Raw genomic sequence first — 19,462 nt, 5'->3', positions numbered from 1 at the left:
GGCCGGGACCACCCGGCCGTCCGTAGGCTCAGGTCTGCTTCTCGGGGTGGTAGTCGGCCTCGTCCACGCCGAACGTCCACGCGACGCCCGCGCGCGCCGTGCGCGTGCTCGGCGGGACGCGCAGGTAGTACGTGCGGTGGGTTCCGTCAGGTTCCGGTGTCGAATTCACCACCTCCACCATGACCACGGGCTCGTCGCCGGGCAGGTCGATCGACCACAGGACGCCCGTCTCGTCCCTGTGGACAGGACGCGCGCCCGTCTCGGCCAGATAGCGGTCGTAGCCGAAGATCTCCAGCATCACCCGGCGCAACTCGGCGTTCGCCTCGGCGGAGATGCGGTCCGCCGTGAGGCCGGTCAGCGAGTCGACGAAATCGGGCGGGATCGGCATGCCGCGCCAGGCGTGCAGGGCGAAACCGTCCGGGTAGGCGAGGGCCGGGCCGTTGCCGCGGTGCAGCCGTCCGGGCTCGTCCCGGTGCAGTTCGGCGGGCCGCTCCGACAGGATGACCAGCCGCTCGTAGGGCCACCACCAGCCGGTGGCGCGGGCGGCCTCCGCGAGGCCCGCGAGCGGGCCGCCGAGCCGACCCAGCGTCTCGAACAGCGCCAGCCACGGCGCGTCGTGCTGGCCGAGGACGGCGTCGAGCGTGGCGCCCCGCAGGAGGGACGCGGTCGCCTCCACCTGGGCGTCGGTCACCTCACCCCCGGCGGGGGCGGCGAGGTCGCCGATGGCGCCCCGCACGCGCGTGACCAGGGCCTGGACCTGGTTCCACAGCAGACCGCCCGTTTCGGCCCACACCTGCGGCCACTGCTCCGGCCCCTGTTCGGAGCAGGCCGCGGCGCGTTCGGCCTCCCATGGACGAGTCCTCACCGCGGCCAGGACGCTCGTTCCCGCTGGAACGTCACCGAGGTCGGCCCTGGCCTGATCGACCAGTTCACCGAGCCCTGCCGCAGCCAGGGCGTCGCCGTGCCCGGCCAGGACGGCCGCCGCCACGGCGCCGCGCGCGGGGGAGGGCACCCAGACGTACCGTTCGGGAGCGTCCAGACCGGCGGCCGCGTAGGCGGCGGCGACGCCCGCCTCCGCCCGGTCACGGTCGGCGGGGCCGGTGCCGAAGGCCGCCGACTGCCAGTCGCCGACCACGTAGTGGGCTTCGCGTGTTGCCGTGAGCATCCCGCCCCCTCAGTCGGCCACGACGCGGACGGTGCCGGGCACGTACTCGCGCTGGCGGATCACCCGGTACCAGCCCCTCGGCAGGGTGATCGCCGCGTGCTCCTCGTGCACGAGCCGTCCGCCGGACGGCAGGTGCAGGTGGTCCGGGGCGAGCGGGTCGGAGGAGCGCAGCAGCGAGCCGGGCGCGGACAGCGCGTGCGCGTGCCCGGTGGCTTCGCCGAGCGCCAGGACCATGCGTCCCCGTCCGTCCCGCGGCGCCGGCCGCTGGTCGCGGACGGGCTGCGGGACCGCCTCCTCGGACACGGGCATGATCAGGATGTCTCCCTGTCGGTACATGTTGCGAACGTAACGTCCGCCACCGACAAAATCGGGCCCCGCGAGACCGCCCGGAACCGGCGTGCGAGTCGGCGTCAGAAGCCGCGCGTGCGGCGGGCCGCGGGCCGCGCCCAGCGTCCGGACGCGCTCAACCCGACGTGCTGGAACGCCCGGACGAGCTCCCCACCGAGGTTGACGCCCGCGCCCAGCGCGAGGGCCACCGACACGGCGCCGATGAGGCTCAGCACACCCGACTCTGGGGAGCCGGTGTTGAGCTCGACCATTCCCCTGTAGAGCGAGGTTCCGGGCAGCAGAGGCCCGATGGCGGGGACGACGAACGGCATGACGGGCTGTCCGTGCCTGCGCGCCAGCCAGTTCGCCAGGATGCCGACGACGGTCGCCGCCAGGGCCGCCGCCAGGACGGGTGGAACGTGCCATCCACGCGCCAGGACGTACAGCACCCAGATCAGGCCGCCGCCCAGCGCCGCGGCGGTCAGCACGTCCCGGGGCGCGGCGAGCGACACCGCGAACGTCAGCGAGATGGCCGCCGCCGCCAGGACCGCGAGCGGTTCGAGCTCCGCCGCCGGGGTGGGCAGGTGCCGGACGTCGATGTTCACGCCCAGGTTGACCGCGATGTACACGACCGCGCCCAGCCCGGACACGATCGCCGCGATCATGAAGAAGACCTCCAGCACCCGCGCCCCGGCGCTGACGAGGTCGCCGGTGATGCCGTCCTGGATGCTGGCGACCAGCGGACGCCCCGGCAGCAGCGCCAGGATCGCGCCCGTGACGACCGTCGCGGCCTGGCCCGGGCTGCCCAGCGCCACCACGATCGCCGCCGCCCCGGCACCGATCGCGGCGGCCACCGTCAGCTGGAAGAACTCCGCGATGCCGCGGCGTGCCAGCGCGGCGGCGGCGCGGTCGCCGAGCAGGGTGGCGATGAAGGCCGTGGCCGCGACGAGCGGTCCACCGCCGGTCAGCACACTGCCCGAGGCCGCGATGAGCCCCAGCGACACGACCAGGAGCCAGGCCGGGTATGGGGGACGGCCCGTCTTTATCTCCGCGAGCCTCTTGTGCGCGTCGTCGAGTTCCAGCATCCCGATGGACGCGTCCTGCACCACCTGGTGCAGTGCCGTGAGCCGCCAGTACGCCGGGGTACGGCGCCGGATGGCGCGCGTCCCCGTCACCGGCGGTTCGCCCTTCCCCGGATGGGCCGACACCAGGATGCTCGTCAGCGTGACCTGGACCTCGCAGCGCGGAAGCTCGTAGGCGACCGCCAGGCCGAGCATGGCCTCGTTCACCCGCTCGGTGGTCTCACCGCTGGCCAGGAGAAGCTCGCCCACACGCAGGACGAGGTCGACCGCCCGCGGATCGACGACCTCGCCGGGCTCCTCTTCGGGCGGTTCGGGGGGTGTGTGATCCATCAGGATCTGCCACGTCCGCCGCAAGCGTTCCCCCGCGCCCATTCCCCGCCCGCGTTCCTTCCGCCGCCGAAACCGATCTTGACTGGCAGGCTACCCGCGCCTCACCTCTCCCCAACCAGCGGCCCCGCTATCCACAGAACGTGATTCTGGTGCGGGGACCTCGGCGGCGCTGGTACCAAGGACGCATGAGCGAATCCGACCTGCTCCGGGACGATGCCGAGCGCTGCCTGCGCGCCCTCGCGGGCGAGCACGCGCGGCTCCGCGACGACCAGTGGACGGCGATCAGCGCCCTCGTCGTCGAGCGGCGGCGGGCCCTGGTCGTCCAGCGCACCGGCTGGGGCAAGTCCGCCGTCTACTTCGTCGCCACCCGGCTGCTCCGCGACCGCGGCGCCGGCCCCACCGTGATCGTGTCGCCGCTGCTGGCGCTGATGCGCAACCAGATCGACGCCGCCCGGCGCGCGGGCATCCACGCCCGCACGATCAACTCCTCCAACACCGGCGACTGGGAGCAGATCTTCACCGAGGTCGAAGAAGGCGAGGTCGACGTCCTGCTGGTCAGCCCCGAACGCCTCAACAACCCCGAATTCCGCGACCTGGTCCTGCCGAAGCTGGCCGCCGGGGCCGGGCTCGTCGTGGTGGACGAGGCGCACTGCATCTCCGACTGGGGCCACGACTTCCGTCCCGACTACCGGCGCCTCCGCACCCTCCTCGCCGAGCTGCCGCCCGGCATCCCGGTCCTCGCCACCACCGCGACCGCCAACGCCCGCGTCACCCAGGACGTCGCCGAGCAGCTCGCGGGCGACGAGGCCCTCGTCCTGCGCGGCCCGCTCGAGCGCGATTCCTTGCACCTCGCCGTCGTCACGCTGCCGACCGCCGAGCAGCGCATCGCGTGGCTGGGCGAGCACATCGGCGAACTCACCGGCTCCGGCATCATCTACACCCTCACCGTCGCCGCCGCCCACGAGATCGCCGGCTACCTCCGCGACCGCGGCCACGAGGTCGCCGCCTACTCGGGCCAGACGGAACAGGCCGAACGCCTCCAAGCCGAACAAGACCTGCTGGACAACAAGCTCAAGGCCCTCGTCGCCACCAGCGCCCTGGGCATGGGCTTCGACAAACCCGACCTCGGCTTCATCGTCCATGTGGGCGCCCCGCAGTCCCCGGTGGCCTACTACCAGCAGATCGGGCGCGCGGGCCGCGGCGTCGACCGCGCCGAGGTGATCCTCCTCCCCGGCAGGGAAGACCGCGACATCTGGGCCTACTTCGCCAGCCTCGCCTTCCCGCCGGAACCCGTCGTCCGCCGGACCCTCGAAGTCCTGGAGACCGCCGGCCGTCCCCTCTCCACCGGCGCGCTCGAACCGCAGGTCGACCTCAGCCGCACCCGCCTGGAGATGATGCTCAAGGTCCTCGACGTTGACGGCGCGGCCCGCCGCGTCAAGGGCGGCTGGACGGCGACCGGCGAGCCCTGGTCCTACGACCGCGAACGCTACGAACGCGTCACCGCCGAACGCCGCCGCGAGCAGCAGGCCATGCTCGACTACATATCCACGCCCACCTGCCGAGAGGAGTACCTGCGCCGCCAGCTGGACGACCCCGCTGCCGCCCCCTGCGGCCGCTGCGACAACTGCACGGGCCGCCACTGGCCCGCCGAAGTCACCCAGAAGAGCACCACCCAGGCCCGCGACCGCCTGCACCGCCCGGGCGTCGACATCGCCCCCCGCCGCATGTGGCCCGCCGGTGTCAAGGACGACCTGGGCGTCTCCGGCCGCATCGAACTCCAGGCCGAGACGGGCCGCGCTCTGGGCCGCCTCACCGACATCGGCTGGGGCAACCGCCTCCGCGAACTGTTCGCCGCCGATGACACCGACGTTCCCCCCGACCTGGTGGACGCCGTCGTCAAGGTCCTCGCCGCCTGGGACTGGCCCGCCCGCCCCACCGGCGTCGTCACCATCGGCTCCCGCTCGCGCCCCCGCCTGGTCACCACCTTCGGCCGCCGGATCGCCGAGATCGGCCGCCTCGCGTACCTGGGCGAGCTCACCCCGGTCGGCGACCCCGTCCCGCGCCGCCACAACAGCGCCCAGCGCCTCCGCTCCGTCTGGCAGACCCTCGCCGTCCCGCCCGCCCTCGCCGAAGCCCTCTCCGACACCCCGGGCCCCATCCTCCTGGTGGACGACCGGGTAGAAACCGGCTGGACGATGACCGTCGCAACCCGCCTCCTAAGAAAGGAGGGCGCCCAATCCATCCTCCCGCTGGTCCTCGCCACCCCCACCTAAAAACGGCCCACCCGGCTGGCCACCAAGCCCGAGTGCCGGTTCCCGCATCCACCGTCCGCCGCCCCGACCGCCCGCCTCCGCCGCTACCCCACCAGACCCGCTGCCCCGCCGAACCTACGGGCCCGTCGGCCCGCAGACCCGTCGGCACGTCGGACTCGCCGACCCCCGGCCCGCTGGCCCGCCGACCCGCCTGCCCGTCGGACCCGCCTGCCCGTCGGACCCGCCTGCCCGTCGGACCCGCCTGCCCGTCGGACCCGCCTGCCCGTCGGACCCGCCTGCCCGTCGGACCCGCCTGCCCGTCGGACCCGCCTGCCCGTCGGCATGTCGGACCCGTCGGCCCGCCGACCCCCGGCCTGCTGGCCCGCCTGCCCGTCGGACCCGCCTGCCCGTCGGACCCGCCTGCCCGTCGGCATGTCGGACCCGTCGGCCCGCCGACCCCCGGCCTGCTGGCCCGCCTGCCCGTCGGACCCGCTGGCACGTAGGACCCGCTGCCCCGTCGGACCCGCTGCCCCGTCGGACCCGCTGCCCCGTCGGACCCGCTGCCCCGCCGGACCTGCGGGCCCGTTGGCCCGCAGGCCCGTCGGACCCGCTGACGCGTAGGACCCGCCAGTCCGCCGACCCCCCGCCCACAGACCCACAGACCCGTCGGCGCGTTGGCCGGTGGGTGGGTGCTGCTCGCTTCCTTGGTTCTGTGAGCAGCGTGTTCTTTCGCTGAGCGCGTCATGGGCGGTGAAACGGTCGGGGCGACGGCTCATGGGTGTGTGCCGCCCGCGCGCCCCCGTGGGCGCGGGCGGACGTTCGGGCCGGCCCGTGCGCGCGGCCCCGCACACGGGCCGGCGTCCGGCCCCGGCGCCGCGGCGGAGAAGGGCCGCGGCGAACGGGAGTCGGGACCCCGAGCGGTGGCCCCGGCGGCCGGCACCGCCGGGGCGCACGCCCGGGAGCGCCGCCGTCCTCGGTGGGACGGATGACGGCGGCGGGAAGTGGCCCGACGAAAGTGTTCTAGAGGTTAGAAAACTCTGTCCAGTTGTTTAGGAGAACATCTTGAGATAAGTTCAGCGGGAAATGTCATCATTTCCCGGCAAGGTGACCGTTCGGCCATTTCGGCGGGGTCGCGGAACAGGTAGTAATGTCCCTCACCGTGTCACCGACGCTCGACGCACTACTGGACTGCCCGTCGGGGCTGCTCGATATGACGTTCGACCAAATGCGGACTCTGCTGGTCGTGCACGAGACCGGGTCCGCGCTCAGGGCCGCCCGCGTTCTGGGACGCGAGCAGTCCAGCGTCCAGAAGCAGCTCGACACGCTCAACCGCAACAGCCAGACGCTGTGCGGTGAAGTGCTCACGGTCCGCCAGGGGCGCGGCAAGGACTTCCTCTTCACGCCGACCGGGGAGACCACGGTCGAGCTGGCGCGCCTGACGTTCGAGAAATGGCTGGAGTCCATTCATTGGAGCCGCCGCCGCCTCGGCCGGATGCTGACCGTCGGCACCACCGAGTTCACGCTGCCGATCGTGTCACGGGCCTGGAACCTGGTGTCGGAGGAGTTCCGGCAGCGCGAGGTCGAGTTCAAGGTCGCCCACGTCCGGACGAAGGAGCTGTGGTCGCGGCTGGAGACCCGGCAGGTCGACCTGATCTGCGGCAGCATCGTCAGCACCCCCGAGGGCGACCTGCGCCTCCAGGAGTACGAGGTCATCGAGTACGCCCGGGGCCAGGCGCTGCTGCTGACCAACCTGCCGGAGTCCGAGCTGCCCGGCACGCCGGTCGAGACCAGCCGGCTCGCCGGCGTGCCCCTGGTGGTGCCGCCCGCCGGGCTCGTCGCCGATCTGCTCGCCACCTGGTACGGGGCGGGCTTCCGCGACCGCCTCACGGTGGTCGCCGATATCGACGACGTGCACTACGGGCTGTCGCTGCTGCGTTCCGGGTTCGTCCGCGGCTGCATGATCGTCACCGGCTCGATCGGCCGCGGGATGGCCGCCCAGGACGATCCGGACGCCGTCCCGCTGCGTACGATCGCGCTCCACGACGACCTGGAGCCCAAGGCGGAGCTGATGACCGGCGCCTTCGTGCGCCGCGCCGACCTCGAACGCTACGACGCGGGCCACCCGCTCAACCGCCTGTGGGCCGCGGTGAAGGAGGACGTCCGCACCTACACCCCGCTCGCCTGAGCCCTCCGCGGCGCCCACGCCCCCCTGGGACCTGCGGATACGTCATCTCCATAGCCTCTCTCACCTGCATCAACGGTGTGGAACGTTCGATTCTGCGCATACAGTCGCTTGGGTGAAGGACTCATCCGCCTCTCTGGCGGGCGTCACCCGTAAGCTCGCGAACATCCGGGCGATCATCGACGATTCGTTCGCGCACATGGACGTCGATGAGTTCTTGGCTGCCTTGCTCGCGCGCGTCCGCAGGGTCATGGAGGTGGACACGGCCGTCGTGCTGCTCCTCGACCGGCAGGCCCGGTATCTCGTGGCGGCCGCGGCCGATGGCCTGGAAGAGGAGATCAGCCAGGCCGTCCGGGTGCCATTGGGGGAGGGCTTCGCCGGGCGCATCGCGCACGAGCGGCGGCCGGTCTCCATCATCGATGTGTCCGCAGCGGACGTGTACAACCCGCTGCTGGTCCAGCGGGGCCTTCGCACCCTGCTCGGCGTTCCGCTGATCTGCGGCGGGGCGCTGGTGGGCGTCATGCACGTCGGGACGCTCACCGAACGCCGGTTCACCGCGGACGAGGTCGAGATCCTGCAGCTCGCGGCGGAGCGCGCCGCGATGGCGGTGCAGGCCCTGCTCAGCCGCGCGGAACACGCCGGCGCCCGGGAGTTGCAGCGCAGCCTGGTGCCGTCCGCGCTCCCGGACATCCCCGGCCTCGAGATGTCCGCGCGCTACCGTCCCGGCAAGGAGAACGTCGGCGGGGACTGGTACGACGTGTTCCCCCTCCCGTCGGGCGAGACCGGCATCGTCATGGGCGATGTGGTGGGGCACGGCCTGTCGGCCGCCGTCGTCATGGGCCGGATGCGCAGCGCGCTGCGGGCCTACGCGCTGGAGAGCAGCGATCCGGCGGAGGTCCTGCGGCGGCTCGACCGCAAGATCCAGCATTTCGAGCCCGACGCGACGGCGACCGTGTTGTACGCGGTGTGCGACGCCGTCCCGGACCGGGTCCGGATCTCCTCGGCGGGCCACCTGCCGCCGGTCCTCGCCGTCCCGGGGCGCCCGGTGCGCACGGCCGACATGAAGCCCGACGTCCTGATCGGCTTCGGCGCCGACGTCGAACGCCGGACCACCACCGTCGAGTTCCCGCCGGGCGCCCTGCTGTGCTTCTACACCGACGGGCTCGTGGAGCGGCGGGACGACGATCTCGACGACGGGATCACCCGGCTGTGCGACGCGGTGTATCCGGGACCGCCGGAGACGGTCGGCGCCGCGGTCATGCGCGCGCTCATCGGCAAGCAGCCGAGCGGCGACGACGTCGCGTTGCTCCTGATGCGGCGGTCGCTCTCCTGAGAACCCCCGGCGGCACCTGAAAGCCGGCGGCACCTGAAAGCCGACCGCTTTCGAGAAGCCGCGGCCGGCGCGTCCCGGTTGGAAGGTCGCGGCTGGGTCCTCCTGGCGAGGACGCCAGGAGGACCGGTTACTTGATCTGGTTGTCGACCACGTCGAGGGTGGGGCGGGCGCCCAGGTGCTGCATGGCGCGGGCGGCCAGGCGGCAGCCGGCGGTCAGGGCGTCGGCGGGCTGCTTGCCGTCCAGCCACGGCGGGATGAAGCCCGCGACGAACGCGTCGCCCGCGCCGGTGCCGTCCGCGATCTTCTCGACGGGCTCGGCGGCGACCGTGACCGCTTCGGGGCGGCCGTTGGTGTACCAGAGCGCGCCTTCGGCGCCGTTCTTGATCACGACCTGCGGGTACCAGGCGGTGAGCACCTTGGCGGCCTGCTCGGGCGTGTCGCGGCCGGTGAGGATCTCGGCCTCCTTGGCGTTGACGACCAGGAGGCGGGCGCCCTGCGTCCACTCCAGGAAGGGCTCGGCGCCCATCCGCTTGAGCGGGGAGGACGACCCGCCGTCCACCGACACCGACATCTGCGCCTTGCGGGCCAGGTCGAGGGTGTGGATGGCGGCCTTGCGGGAGCCCTCGTTGATCAGCGAGTAGCCGGAGAGGTGCAGGTGGGTGCCCTGGGTGAACAGGTCCTTGCAGCGCTCGATGTCGTCGGGGAGGAGCGCGGCGTTGGCGCCGGGATCGGAGAGCAGCGTCCGGTCGCCTTTGTGGGTGACCATCACCACACAGGTTCCGGTGGGGCGCTCCCCGTCCATGACGAGGCGGGCGTCGACGCCGTACCCCATCAACTCCATGTCCCGGTTCCGGCCCGCGATGTCGGAGCCGCGGCGTCCGACGAAGGCGACGTCGATCCCCTCCACGGCGAGCCAGGCGGCCACGTTGGCGCCCGAGCCGCCACCGTGGATGGTCACGGCGGCGGGCGTGTCGCTCCCCTTTGCCAGGGGAAACGCGGCACGTGCCACGGTGTCTGTCATGAGATCGCCGACCACGACCACGCGCGTCATGGAGTCATCACCTCGATCAACACGGCCCGCGCGAGCGGCAATTCTGAGCGTGTGCTCGACCGTAACAGCTCTGGCGCCCCGATTAGGTCTCGAACGCGCAGCGAAACCGAGGAAGGCCGCTTTTTCGTGCCGGGGAAGAGGCGGCGCGAGTGGCCTACCCTCGGGTAGGTGACCGAGGGTTACCCGGACCAGTGGGAGGCCGACGTCGTCCTCAGTGACGGCGGGACGGCGCATCTGCGGCCCATCAGGACCGGCGACGCGGGGCTGCTGCGCGATTTCTACGCGCGGTTGTCGCCCGAGTCGATCTACTACCGGTTCTTCTCGCCGCGCCCGTACCTGTCGGACCGTGATGTCGAACACTTCACGGGCGTGGACCACGACCGGCGGGTCGCGCTGATCGCCACGATCGGTGAGGAGATGGTGGCGGTCGTCCGGTATGACCGGGTCAACGGCGGCCAAGCCGATGGCGACCAGGCCGACGGCGACAGGCCGGAGACGGCGGAGGTCGCGTTCCTGGTGGAGGACGCGCACCAGGGGCGCGGGCTCGGACCCGTGCTGCTGGAGCACATCGCGGCCGCGGCGCGGGAGCGGGGCGTGCGCCGGTTCGTGGCGAGCGTCCTGCCCGACAACCGCAGGATGACGCGGGTGTTCCGGGAGGCGGGATACCGGGCGGAGCAGCGGTTCGAGGAGGGCGTGATCGAGCTCGTCCTCGACCTGGAGCCGACGGAGACGTCGGTGGAGGTCATGACGGCGCGCGAGCACCGGGCGGAGTCGCGGTCGATCCAGCGGCTGCTGTTCCCGGGGTCGGTGGCGGTGATCGGGGCGAGCCGGGCGGAGCACAGCGTCGGGCGGACCGTCCTGCGGAACCTGCTGGCGGGGGACTTCACCGGGCCCGTGTATCCGGTGCATCCGACGGCGGTGGCGGTGGCGGGCGTCCGCGCGTATCCGTCGGTTCTGGAGATCCCGGACGACGTCGATCTCGCGGTCGTGGCCGTGCGGGCGGACGCCGTCCACGAGGTGGTGGAGGAGTGCGCGAGCAAGGGCGTGCGCGGGCTCATCGTCGTTTCGTCCGGATTCGGGGAGATAGGGGACGACGGGCGCGCCCGGCAGGAGGAGCTGGTCCGGCTCGCGCGCGCATACGGAATGCGTGTGGTCGGGCCCAACTGCCTGGGCATCGCGAACACCGACGAGGGCGTGCGGCTGAACGCGACGCTGGCGCCGACGATGCCGGGACGCGGGCCGGTGGGCTTCTTCTCGCAGTCGGGAGCGCTCGGGATCGCGATCCTGCAGCGGACCGCCGAACGCGGCCTGGGGCTGTCCACGTTCGTCTCGGCAGGGAATCGGGCAGACGTGTCGGGCAACGACCTGATGCAGTACTGGGAGGAAGACCCGGCGACGAAGGCCGTCCTGCTTTACCTGGAATCGCTGGGCAACCCCCGCAAGTTCGCGCGGCTCGCCCAGCGGCTGGGCCGCCGCAAGCCGATCGTGGCGGTCAAGAGCGGACGCAGCACGCAGGGCGTCCCGATCGGGCACGCGGCGCGGGCGCTGACGCTGCCCGACCACGCGGTCAGCGCGCTGTTCGAGCAGGCCGGCGTGATCCGCGTGGAGGACCTGTCGGAGCTGTTCGACGTGGCGCAGGTCCTGGCCTACCAGCCGCTCCCGGCGGGCGACCGTATCGCGATCATCGACAACTCGAACTCGCTGGGGCTGCTGGCGCAGGACGAGGCCGTCGCGCTCGGCCTGGACGTCCGGCCCCGCATCGACCTCGGCCCCCGGGCGGGCGGCGACGACTACGAGGCGGCGCTCGCCGGGGCGCTGGCGGACGAGACGGTCGACGCGGTCGTGGCGCTGTTCACGCCCCCGACGATCGGCGGCTACGACGTGCGCGTCCCCAAGAAGATCATGCGGCTGGCGGCCCGCGGGGAGAAGCCGATCGTGGCGACGTATCTGGGCAAGGAGGGCATGCCCGCCGACCTGCGGGTGACCGGGCCGGACGGGATGCCCGCCGCCGGTTCGGTGCCGTCCTATCCGTCGCCGGAGGACGCCGTCCGGGCGCTGGCGTACGTGATCCGGTACGCGCAGTGGCGGCAGCGTCCGGCGGGCCGGATCCCGGAGCTCGACGGGGTGGACCGTGACCGCGCCCGGGCCCTGGTCGCCGACTGGCTGACCGCCGCGGACGCGGCACGCGAGCCAGGCGCGGGGGATGCGTCCGATCAGGTGGTGGACGTCTCGCCCGGACGGGCGGCCGAGCTTCTGGCCTGCTACGGGATCGACGTCGCCGGGGGCGAGGACGGCGGCGGGGTGCCGACCCGCATCGTGATCAGGGAGGACCATTCGTTCGGCGCGGTGATCTCGTTCGGCATCGCCGACGAGACCGCCGCGCTGCTCGACGACCGCGCCTACCGGCTCTCGCCGCTCGCGGACGTCGCCGCGGCGGAGATGATCCGCGCCATCCGCACCGCGCCGCTGCTGCTCGGCCATCGCGGTGCGGAACCCGTGAACCTGGCCGCCCTGGAGGAACTGCTGCTGCGCGCGTCCCGCCTCGGCTACGACCTTCCGGAGGTGGCGCGGCTTGAGCTGAGCCCGGTCATGGCGGACGCGTCGGGCGTCATGGTCCGGCACGTGACGCTGAGCCTGGCCCGCCCGCTGGGCCCGCGGCCCGAGCTGGGGCCTCGCCGGCTGTCCTGACGCGTCCGCCCGCCCCTCAGCGCGGCGGCGCGGGCGGCCCAGGAGGACCGGGCGGGCCCGGTTCCGGGGTCGGCGGGATGGGGTCCGGCTCCGGGCCCGGCGGGACCGGGTCGGGATCGGGCGCCGGCGGGGACGGTTCCGGCGCGGGCCCGGGCGGTGTCGGCTCCGGCGGCGGGCCCGGCGGGACGGGTTCGGGCGCCGGTCCCGGCGGCACGGGACCGGGAGGCTGCGGCGCGGGCCCCGGCGGCGGACCGGGCGGCGGCTCGGTGGGCGGTACCAGCGGCTCCGGCGCCGGTGCCGGATCCGGGGTGGGCGGCGGCACCGGCGGCGGCTTGGGAAGGGGCTTCTCGTCCATGCGGTCCCCGTACCCAGCGATCGCGACGATGACCGCGCCCCGGGCCGCCGAGAGGGCTGGAGGACGGGCGTCATGTGCACGTCCGCCCTCGGACAGGGCAGGATGGGGCCATGAGGGAAACCCGAGCGACCGCCGGCGGTCTGCGCACGGCGATCGAGCGCAGCGGCTACTACCCGGACCTGGTCGCGGACGCGGTCGAGTCGGCCATCGGGGACGAGCCCGTCGTCGCCTACGTCGTCCACCACGAGGCGACGTTCGACCCCGCGATGGAGGTCCGGCGGCACGTGACGGTGCTGGTCCTGTCGGCCGGCCGGCTGCTGGTGTGCCACACCGACGAGCACCCGCCCGGAGAGGGCATGGCGCAGCCGCACGCGTCCACCACGACCGAGGCCGTCAAGCTGGAGCGCGTCCAGTCGGTCGCGGTGACGCGGGTCGTCCCGGACCCGGCGTCCTACGTCCCGGGGGTGCCGCCGACGGAGGTCGTGCTGACCATCGGCTGGGGCGCCATCGCCCACATCGACCTCGAGCCCGCGACGTGCGGGGACGAGAACTGCGAGGCCGACCACGGGTACACGGGCAGCGTCACCTCCGACGACCTGTCCCTGCGGGTCAGCGAGGCCGCGGACGGCGCGGACGCGGTCGGCCACGTGCTGGCGTTCGCCGAGGCACTGTCCGCCGCGACCGCCCGGTGACCGCGCCCGGCGCCGAGCCGCCCGCCCCAGGCGCGTCCGGCCCGGAGCCGCCTGCTCCGCCTGCTCCGGGCGCGCCAGGCCCGGGCCCGCTTGGCGTGGAGCCGCTTGGCGCGGGGCCGTCTGGCGCGGGGCCGTCCATTCCGGAGCCGCCTCTTCCCCGGTACGGGGCGGGCGCGCTCGCCGATCTTCCGCCTTCGGTGCTGGCGTCCCTGGGCGTCCCGGACGCGGTGAACGTGCTGGGGCTGCCGCCGTCGCCGCGCATCTGCGTCCTGCTGATCGACGGGCTCGGCTGGCAGCTGCTCAAGGCCCATCCGGACGAGGCCCCGTTCCTGAACGCGATGGACGGCGGCGCGATCACGTCCGGGTTCCCGGCGACGACGGTCAGCAGCCTCGGTTCGCTCGCCACCGGCGCCCCGCCCGGCGCGCACGGGCTGCTCGGCGTGCAGGTGGCGATCCCTGGCACGGGCCGCCTGCTGAACTGCCTGCGCTGGCAGGACGACTCCGTCGTCCCGGAGGAGTTCCAGCCCGTCCCGACCGTGTACGAGCGGGCCGCCGCGGCCGGAGTCGAAGTCGGCTACGTCGCGCTCCGCCAGTACCGCGGCACCCCGCTCAGCCGCGCCACCGCCCGCGGTGCCCGCTACCACGGCGCCGACGGGCTCGGGCAGCTCGTCGGGCGCACCGAACTGGCCCTGCGCCAGGGCGACCGCTCGTTCGTCACCGTGTACCACGCCGACCTCGACTCGACCGGCCACCGCTACGGGACGGCCTCCGCCGACTGGCGGCACCAGCTCCGCTTCATGGACGTGCTCGCCCAGCAGATCGCGGCCGTCCTGCCGCCCGGCGCGGCCCTCTACGTGACCGCCGACCACGGCATGGTCGACCCGGCGGAGCGCGTGGACGCCGACACCGTCCCCGAGCTGCGGGACGGCGTCGCCCTCCTCGGCGGCGACGCCCGCGCGCGGTACGTCTACAGCGAGCCCGGCGCGCACGCCGACGTCCTCGCCGCCTGGACGGCCCTGCTCGGCGACCGGGCGTGGGTCGTCCCGCGCGACGAGGCCGTCGCGAACGGCTGGTTCGGCCCGCTCGGCCCTGGGATGACGGACCGGATCGGGGACGTGATCGCCGTCCCGCACGCCGACCTCGCGATCGTCGCGTCCGAGCGGGAGCCGTGGCTGAACCGGATGGTCGGCATGCACGGTTCCCTCGTCCCGGCGGAGCAGCTCGTCCCGTTGCTGAGCACGTCCCGTCACTGATCATGTCCGGTAACCGACCACGTCCGGGCGCTGACCGCGTCCGGCCGCCGAACCAGCGGGTAGGTGAGATGAACAAGGAAACGCCCCTCCCTAATCGGGGCGACGGCGGTCAAACTGGCGGTGTGCACCCTCTCATCGAAGTGCCCGCCCTGGACCGGCTGCTCCGGCGGCAGACGCCCGTGGTCCTGCTGGACGTCCGATGGCATCTGGCGGGGCCGCCGGGAATCGAGTCCTACCGCAGGGGGCACCTGCCCGGCGCCGTGTTCGTCGACCTCGATCAGGACGTGGCCGGGCCGCCGGGTCCCGGCGGCCGCCATCCCCTTCCCGAGCCCGTCGCCTTCGAGTCGGCCATGCGCCGCGCCGGGGTCTCGCAGGGCGGTCTCGTCGTGGTGTACGACGACGCCGACTCCACGTCCGCGGCCCGCGTGTGGTGGTCGCTGCGGTACTTCGGGCACGACCGGGTCCGCGTCCTGGACGGCGGGTACCGGGCGTGGACTGAGGCGGGCCGCCCGGTGAGCACCGACGACCCCGAGGTCAAGCCGGGCGACTTCATCGCGAACCCGGGCCGGCTGCCCGTGCTGGACGCCGAGGGCGCCGCGGAGCTGGCCACGGCGGGCGTCCTCCTCGACGCCCGCGCCGCCGAGCGGTACCGCGGCGAGCAGGAGCCCGTGGATCCGGTCGCCGGGCACATCCCCGGCGCCCGCAACGCGCCGACGTCCGGGAACGTCGGCGTGGACGGCCGGTTCCTGCCTCCCGAGCTGCTCCGCGAACGCTTCGCCCAGCTCGGCGCGACCGACGCGCTCGACGTCGGCGCGTACTGCGGCTCCGGCGTGACGGCCGCCCACGAGATCCTCGCCCTCAACCTCGCCGGCATCCCAGCCGCTCTCTACGTGGGCTCCTGGTCCAACTGGGTAACGGACCCGTCCAACCCGATAGCCACCGGCGACCACTAACCGCCCGCCCCACGCCCTCAGGCCCGCGACCAGCCGCTCGGTCAACCCACGCGCCCGACCGGGCCGCCGTCAACGTGCGCCCGCCGCGCTCGCCTGAACCGTTTCTGGACGGCACCCGGCCGAGACGTGTTCAGGTGCGTTCGCGCTTTCCGTCGTCAGCCCGCGTCCGGCCGGGCCGCCGCGCCGCTGCTCGACGTCCCGGCCGGGGTGTTGTCAGCGCGTGTTTGGCCAGGCCGCCGTTAGCCTGCGCCCATGCAGAGGAGGCCCGCTGCGCCTAGTGGGCGGGCCACGGTGGCCAAGGCGCGTGATGGGCGTTGACCGGCGGCTAGGCGGGTGTGGAACGCGGACATGAAGTCGGGTGTGGCCGCGTCCTGGACGGGTGTGATGCTGGCGATCACCGTGCCGGCGCCGAGGGCGAGGAGGACGCCCGCCATGCCGAGGACGGCGTCGCCCTCGTCGGCGCGGCCGATGTCGCACGCGGACAGTACGATCACGCGCGGCGGGGCGGTCAGCTCGTCCAGGTCGTGGACCAGCAGCGGCCCGTCGGCCAGGCGCAGGCGCGAGAACAGGGCGTTGCCTTGCCGGAACTCGCCGTGGGCCGCGATGTGGGCGACGGACGCGCCGTCCAGGGCGTCGCGGACGGTTTCCGCGCGTGCGTCCTCGCCGTCAAGCACGATGGCGTCCGGGTAGAGGGGCCGCAGGGCGTCGATCTCGCGCGAGGCATGGCGGAGACCGGGCCCGGCGACCAAGACCGTGTGCCCGTCCGCGGGGCCGGAGTCGCGGGCGTGCAGCCAGGCGCTGGCGGACGGCACGATCGTGAACGGCCGCCCGGCCAGGGACGGCAGCACCGCCCAGGGCAGGCCGTGCAGCACGCCGGTCGGGGCGATGACGAGTTCGCGGCCGTCGAGATCGGCGCGCAGCGGGTCGAGCAGGTGGCCGTCGAGGCGCTCGGCCGCGTCGGCGAGGGCGTCGAGCGCCTGCGGGTCGTGGTCGTTCTCGGCGAGGCGGCGGACGGCGTAGCGGAGCAGGCCCGTGTCATGGGCGACCGCGTCGCGCGTCCCCAGGTGGTGGCGTTGGAGCAGGCCGTCGACGACCGTGACGGCGTGCAAGTCTGGACCGATCGCGAGCAGCTCGACGAGGGCGCGATCACCGAGCGCGGCGGCGATCTCGGCGATGGCCGCGGAGCGGGGCGGGGAGGCTCCGCTCGGGCGGTGGCGCGTCCGTGCCCGCACCTTCGCCTCCAGGTCCGCCATCTCCCGCGACAGCACCGGCGGGACGGCGCCCGCCCGCGCCGTGTCGGCCGTGCGCTCGACGCTGAGGGCGCGCAGTGCCGTGAGGGCCGCCGCCCGCTCCGGATCCTTCGGCGGACGCACGCGCGCCGGACGCGCGATCGCCCGCCGCCGCTCCTCGATCGCCAGGAGCTCCCGTGCCGAACCGGCCAGGCCGAGACCGAGTTCGGCCAGCTCGGTGGCCAGCCCCGACGCGCGGGCCCGCAGATCCAGGGCGCCGAGCGCTTCCGCGTGGTCTTCGGTCACCTGGAGCCCGAGCCGTACCGCGGCCACCGCGCCCTTGTGGTCGGCGCGGGCGGAACGTTCGAGGGCGGCGGCGTGCCAGGCGGCGATCTGCGCGGACGCAGGGCCGCTCGCCCGCCCGACGGACGAGAGCAGGTGCCCGGCCGGTCTGCCCAGGGACAGCGCCACACGCGCGGCGACGATCCGGGCCTCGTCGGCGGCATCGGCCCAGCCGCCGCTCTCCAGCCGTTCGGCCGTCGCCACGGCCGAACGCAGCAGTACGGCCGACCGTTCACCGGACGCCCACCGTGCCCTGAGCAGGACGTGCTCGGCCAGAAGCATCCATCCGGCGCGTTCCTGCTCGGCGAACGTCGCACGGGCCCGTTCGGCGGCCTCCGTGCACTGTTCCGGGTCTCCGGCGGCCAGTTCGGCGTGGGCGAGCAGGAGGAACCCGTCCGCGACGTCACACCCGTAGCCGTTCGCCATGGTCTCGTCTAAGGCCGCCAGAAGGACGGGACGAGCCTCGCTGGGCAAGCCCGCCAGAATCAGCGTTTCCGCCTGGTCGAACCGGCATTGCGCAAGGCGCTCCCCGGTCAGATCGGGTTCGGCCTCTGCGTAGAGCCGAAGCGCGCGCGGGATGTCCCCACGCCGCGCCACGGCGAAGCCGAGGTTTCCCTTGGCCATCGCAGTCTGATGGCGCAGCCCAGCCGTCTCGCCCACAGCGACCGCTTCCACCAGCGCCGATTCCGCTCCAGCGAAGTCGCCACGAAATGCCCGCGCCAGCCCCAGGTTCGTGAGCAGGCCATTGAGGGCGGCCGGGTCGTGCCCGCTCCTTAGGCGGGGCAAGGCGCGTGCGGCCACATCGTGTGCTTCGTCAAGGCGTCCGGCCCTTGCCAGGGCGCACGCCTTGTTCGCGGCCAGACGGTCTGCGTCCGGGCCGTCCAGGACGCTCTCGGCCTCCTCCGCGTGGGCCAGCGCTCCAGCGACGTCACCGCGCGCCGTAAGCAGCCCGACGAGGTTCATCCGCACCTGCGCAGCCGTATAGACGTCGTCGGCCAGATCCAAGGCCTGATGAAGGAGAGCGAGCCCTTCGTCCAGCCGTCCCAACTCTTTGGCGGCGAGCCCGGCCACGCGGAGCCCGGCCACCCGCCGCGCGGGCGCTCCGCCGCCGTTCAGCAGCGTGAGCGCCCGCGCGTACGCGGCGGCCGGGTCGGTGGCGGCCAGCCGGAGGAGCGCGCGCTCGTCCGGCCCGGTCACAGGCGGATCCAGCTCGTGACGATCGATGTGCCGTCGTCCAGCCGGAAGACCAGGCTCACCAGGCCCGCCGGGACGCGCGGCACGCAGAACAGCCCGGCGGGCTCGGCGCGCGTCGTGATCCCGTCCGGTGGCAGGTCCCGGTGCCTGACCTGGACGAGCGCGGGCGCGGACGGCACGAGCCGCCCGGTGAGCTCGCGGTCCCTGCCGTGCTCCGCCACCTCGATCTCCACCTCGGCGCCGGGGCAGGTGAACGTCAGCACGCGGCCCGTCGCGGCACGGAGCCCGGCCGCCGCCGAGTGGCCGCCCCGGTCGCGCGCCAGCTCCGCCAGCGTCGCTCCCTGCGTCCGCCACGCGATCGACGCGCGTCCCGCCGCCAGCACGTCGTCCGGCACCGGGTCCAGCACGTTGAACGCGTCCCGGATGCCCGCCAGCAGTTCGTCGTCGTTCACGGCACGAGCCTCCGCAGCGCGTCCAGGCAGCGCGCCCGGGTCGGGCCGACGCTGCCGACGGGGATGCCGAGCGCGGCGGCGAGCTCGGCCTGGGTCGGCGCGAGCGCGAACAGCCGCAGCAGCGTCCGGCAGCGCCGCGGCAGCGCGTCGAGCGCCGCACCGACCTGCCCGACCCGCTCCCGGTCGAGCACCACCCGGTCGGGACCGGGCTCCCGTGCGCTCGGCTCCGGCACGCTCGGCTCCCGCACGCTGGGTTCCGGCGCGCGCGGCGCGGGCACCAGCGGCAGGTCGCGGGCACGCCGCCGCACCAGCCGCAGGCTCTCGTTCCGCGCGGTCGTCGCCAGCCAGCATGGCGTCGCGCCCGGATCGCGCAACGTGTCGATGCGCTCCACCAGCCGCAGCCACGTGGTCTGCACCACGTCACCGGAATCGGCGTCGTTCAACCCGTGCGAGCGGGCGATCGACCACAGCAACCTGCTGTGCCGATCCACCAGCCGAGCCCACGCGTCGCCGTCGCCGCCGCGCGCCCGGACCACCAGCTCGTCCGTACTGTCGTCCCAATGGGCCACCGAAGTCTCCTCC

At 73.8% G+C, this 19,462-nt stretch carries 15 protein-coding genes; 7 read left to right on the top strand and 8 right to left on the bottom strand.

Annotation, left to right across the window (positions count from 1 at the left end):
- Positions 1 to 28 precede the first annotated feature (28 nt).
- The 3 genes from ACH34S_RS18470 to ACH34S_RS18460 all read right to left on the bottom strand — a co-directional run bounded on the left by ACH34S_RS18470 (position 29) and on the right by ACH34S_RS18460 (position 2,904).
- A complete protein-coding gene (locus tag ACH34S_RS18470; protein WP_395953887.1) occupies positions 29 to 1,165 on the bottom strand; it encodes a DUF6745 domain-containing protein in 1,137 nt (378 codons plus the stop codon).
- 9 nt (positions 1,166 to 1,174) lie between these two features.
- Complete coding sequence (locus ACH34S_RS18465; RefSeq protein ID WP_395953886.1) at positions 1,175 to 1,501, bottom strand: hypothetical protein; 327 nt, start codon at positions 1,499 to 1,501, stop codon at positions 1,175 to 1,177.
- A gap of 74 nt (positions 1,502 to 1,575) precedes the next feature.
- The gene (locus ACH34S_RS18460; RefSeq protein WP_395953885.1) at positions 1,576 to 2,904 is read right to left on the bottom strand and encodes a threonine/serine exporter ThrE family protein; all 1,329 of its coding nucleotides are present in this window, start codon (positions 2,902 to 2,904) and stop codon (positions 1,576 to 1,578) included.
- Positions 2,905 to 3,089: 185 nt separating this feature from the next.
- Between ACH34S_RS18460 and ACH34S_RS18455 the strand changes: the two genes are divergently transcribed.
- From ACH34S_RS18455 to ACH34S_RS18445, 3 genes are all read left to right on the top strand, one after another.
- Positions 3,090 to 5,177 carry a RecQ family ATP-dependent DNA helicase gene (locus ACH34S_RS18455; RefSeq protein WP_395953884.1) on the top strand — a complete coding sequence of 696 codons (2,088 nt, stop codon included), beginning with the start codon at positions 3,090 to 3,092 and terminating at the stop codon, positions 5,175 to 5,177.
- A 1,138-nt stretch (positions 5,178 to 6,315) separates the two neighbouring features.
- Positions 6,316 to 7,341, top strand: a complete 1,026-nt coding sequence (locus ACH34S_RS18450) for a LysR family transcriptional regulator (protein WP_395953883.1) — start codon at positions 6,316 to 6,318, stop codon at positions 7,339 to 7,341.
- 112 nt (positions 7,342 to 7,453) lie between these two features.
- Positions 7,454 to 8,671, top strand: a complete 1,218-nt coding sequence (locus ACH34S_RS18445; RefSeq protein ID WP_395953882.1) for a PP2C family protein-serine/threonine phosphatase — start codon at positions 7,454 to 7,456, stop codon at positions 8,669 to 8,671.
- Positions 8,672 to 8,798: 127 nt separating this feature from the next.
- Here the strand turns inward: ACH34S_RS18445 and ACH34S_RS18440 are convergent, their stop codons facing one another.
- Positions 8,799 to 9,722 (bottom strand): carbohydrate kinase family protein, encoded by a 924-nt coding sequence (locus ACH34S_RS18440; RefSeq protein WP_395953881.1) that lies wholly within the window; start codon positions 9,720 to 9,722, stop codon positions 8,799 to 8,801.
- A 168-nt stretch (positions 9,723 to 9,890) separates the two neighbouring features.
- Between ACH34S_RS18440 and ACH34S_RS18435 the strand changes: the two genes are divergently transcribed.
- Positions 9,891 to 12,410, top strand: coding sequence for a GNAT family N-acetyltransferase (locus ACH34S_RS18435; RefSeq protein ID WP_395953880.1), 2,520 nt, complete (start codon positions 9,891 to 9,893; stop codon positions 12,408 to 12,410).
- A gap of 16 nt (positions 12,411 to 12,426) precedes the next feature.
- On the opposite strand, the gene ACH34S_RS18430 is transcribed toward ACH34S_RS18435, so the two are convergent.
- Entirely contained in the window at positions 12,427 to 12,765 is a 339-nt protein-coding gene (locus ACH34S_RS18430; RefSeq protein WP_395953879.1) for a hypothetical protein, read from the bottom strand.
- 110 nt (positions 12,766 to 12,875) lie between these two features.
- Between ACH34S_RS18430 and ACH34S_RS18425 the strand changes: the two genes are divergently transcribed.
- The 3 genes from ACH34S_RS18425 (at position 12,876) to ACH34S_RS18415 (ending at position 15,663) form a co-directional block, all read left to right on the top strand.
- Positions 12,876 to 13,457 carry a DUF5998 family protein gene (locus ACH34S_RS18425; protein ID WP_243711217.1) on the top strand — a complete coding sequence of 194 codons (582 nt, stop codon included), beginning with the start codon at positions 12,876 to 12,878 and terminating at the stop codon, positions 13,455 to 13,457.
- Positions 13,458 to 13,654: 197 nt separating this feature from the next.
- Positions 13,655 to 14,710, top strand: a complete 1,056-nt coding sequence (locus ACH34S_RS18420) for an alkaline phosphatase family protein (protein ID WP_395953878.1) — start codon at positions 13,655 to 13,657, stop codon at positions 14,708 to 14,710.
- A gap of 122 nt (positions 14,711 to 14,832) precedes the next feature.
- Positions 14,833 to 15,663: a sulfurtransferase gene (locus ACH34S_RS18415; protein ID WP_395953877.1), complete on the top strand. Its 831-nt coding sequence runs from the start codon at positions 14,833 to 14,835 to the stop codon at positions 15,661 to 15,663.
- Between the two features lie 239 nt (positions 15,664 to 15,902).
- Here the strand turns inward: ACH34S_RS18415 and ACH34S_RS18410 are convergent, their stop codons facing one another.
- From ACH34S_RS18410 to ACH34S_RS18400, 3 genes are read right to left on the bottom strand one after another with little or no spacing between them, the layout of a single operon-like run.
- Positions 15,903 to 18,431: a CHAT domain-containing protein gene (locus tag ACH34S_RS18410; protein WP_395953876.1), complete on the bottom strand. Its 2,529-nt coding sequence runs from the start codon at positions 18,429 to 18,431 to the stop codon at positions 15,903 to 15,905.
- Complete coding sequence (locus ACH34S_RS18405) at positions 18,428 to 18,880, bottom strand: hypothetical protein (RefSeq protein ID WP_395953875.1); 453 nt, start codon at positions 18,878 to 18,880, stop codon at positions 18,428 to 18,430. The genes ACH34S_RS18410 and ACH34S_RS18405 overlap by 4 nt, the downstream gene beginning before the upstream one ends.
- Entirely contained in the window at positions 18,877 to 19,449 is a 573-nt protein-coding gene (locus ACH34S_RS18400) for an RNA polymerase sigma factor (RefSeq protein WP_395953874.1), read from the bottom strand. Before ACH34S_RS18400 ends, ACH34S_RS18405 begins: the two co-directional genes overlap by 4 nt.
- Positions 19,450 to 19,462: the final 13 nt, after the last annotated feature.

The sequence above is a fragment of the Actinomadura sp. 3N508 genome (assembly GCF_044326375.1).
Classification (GTDB): domain Bacteria; phylum Actinomycetota; class Actinomycetes; order Streptosporangiales; family Streptosporangiaceae; genus Spirillospora.
This window is presented reverse-complemented; position numbering and strand designations above follow the sequence as displayed.

What these genes read in the sequence shown, in the direction of transcription:
- ACH34S_RS18470 (WP_395953887.1), bottom strand. Translation starts at nt 1,165, where the DNA reads ATGCTCACGGCAACACGCGAAGCCCACTACGTGGTCGGCGACTGGCAG.
- ACH34S_RS18465 (WP_395953886.1), bottom strand. Translation starts at nt 1,501, where the DNA reads ATGTACCGACAGGGAGACATCCTGATCATGCCCGTGTCCGAGGAGGCG.
- ACH34S_RS18460 (WP_395953885.1), bottom strand. Translation starts at nt 2,904, where the DNA reads ATGGATCACACACCCCCCGAACCGCCCGAAGAGGAGCCCGGCGAGGTC.
- ACH34S_RS18455 (WP_395953884.1), top strand. Translation starts at nt 3,090, where the DNA reads ATGAGCGAATCCGACCTGCTCCGGGACGATGCCGAGCGCTGCCTGCGC.
- ACH34S_RS18440 (WP_395953881.1), bottom strand. Translation starts at nt 9,722, where the DNA reads ATGACGCGCGTGGTCGTGGTCGGCGATCTCATGACAGACACCGTGGCA.
- ACH34S_RS18430 (WP_395953879.1), bottom strand. Translation starts at nt 12,765, where the DNA reads ATGGACGAGAAGCCCCTTCCCAAGCCGCCGCCGGTGCCGCCGCCCACC.
- ACH34S_RS18425 (WP_243711217.1), top strand. Translation starts at nt 12,876, where the DNA reads ATGAGGGAAACCCGAGCGACCGCCGGCGGTCTGCGCACGGCGATCGAG.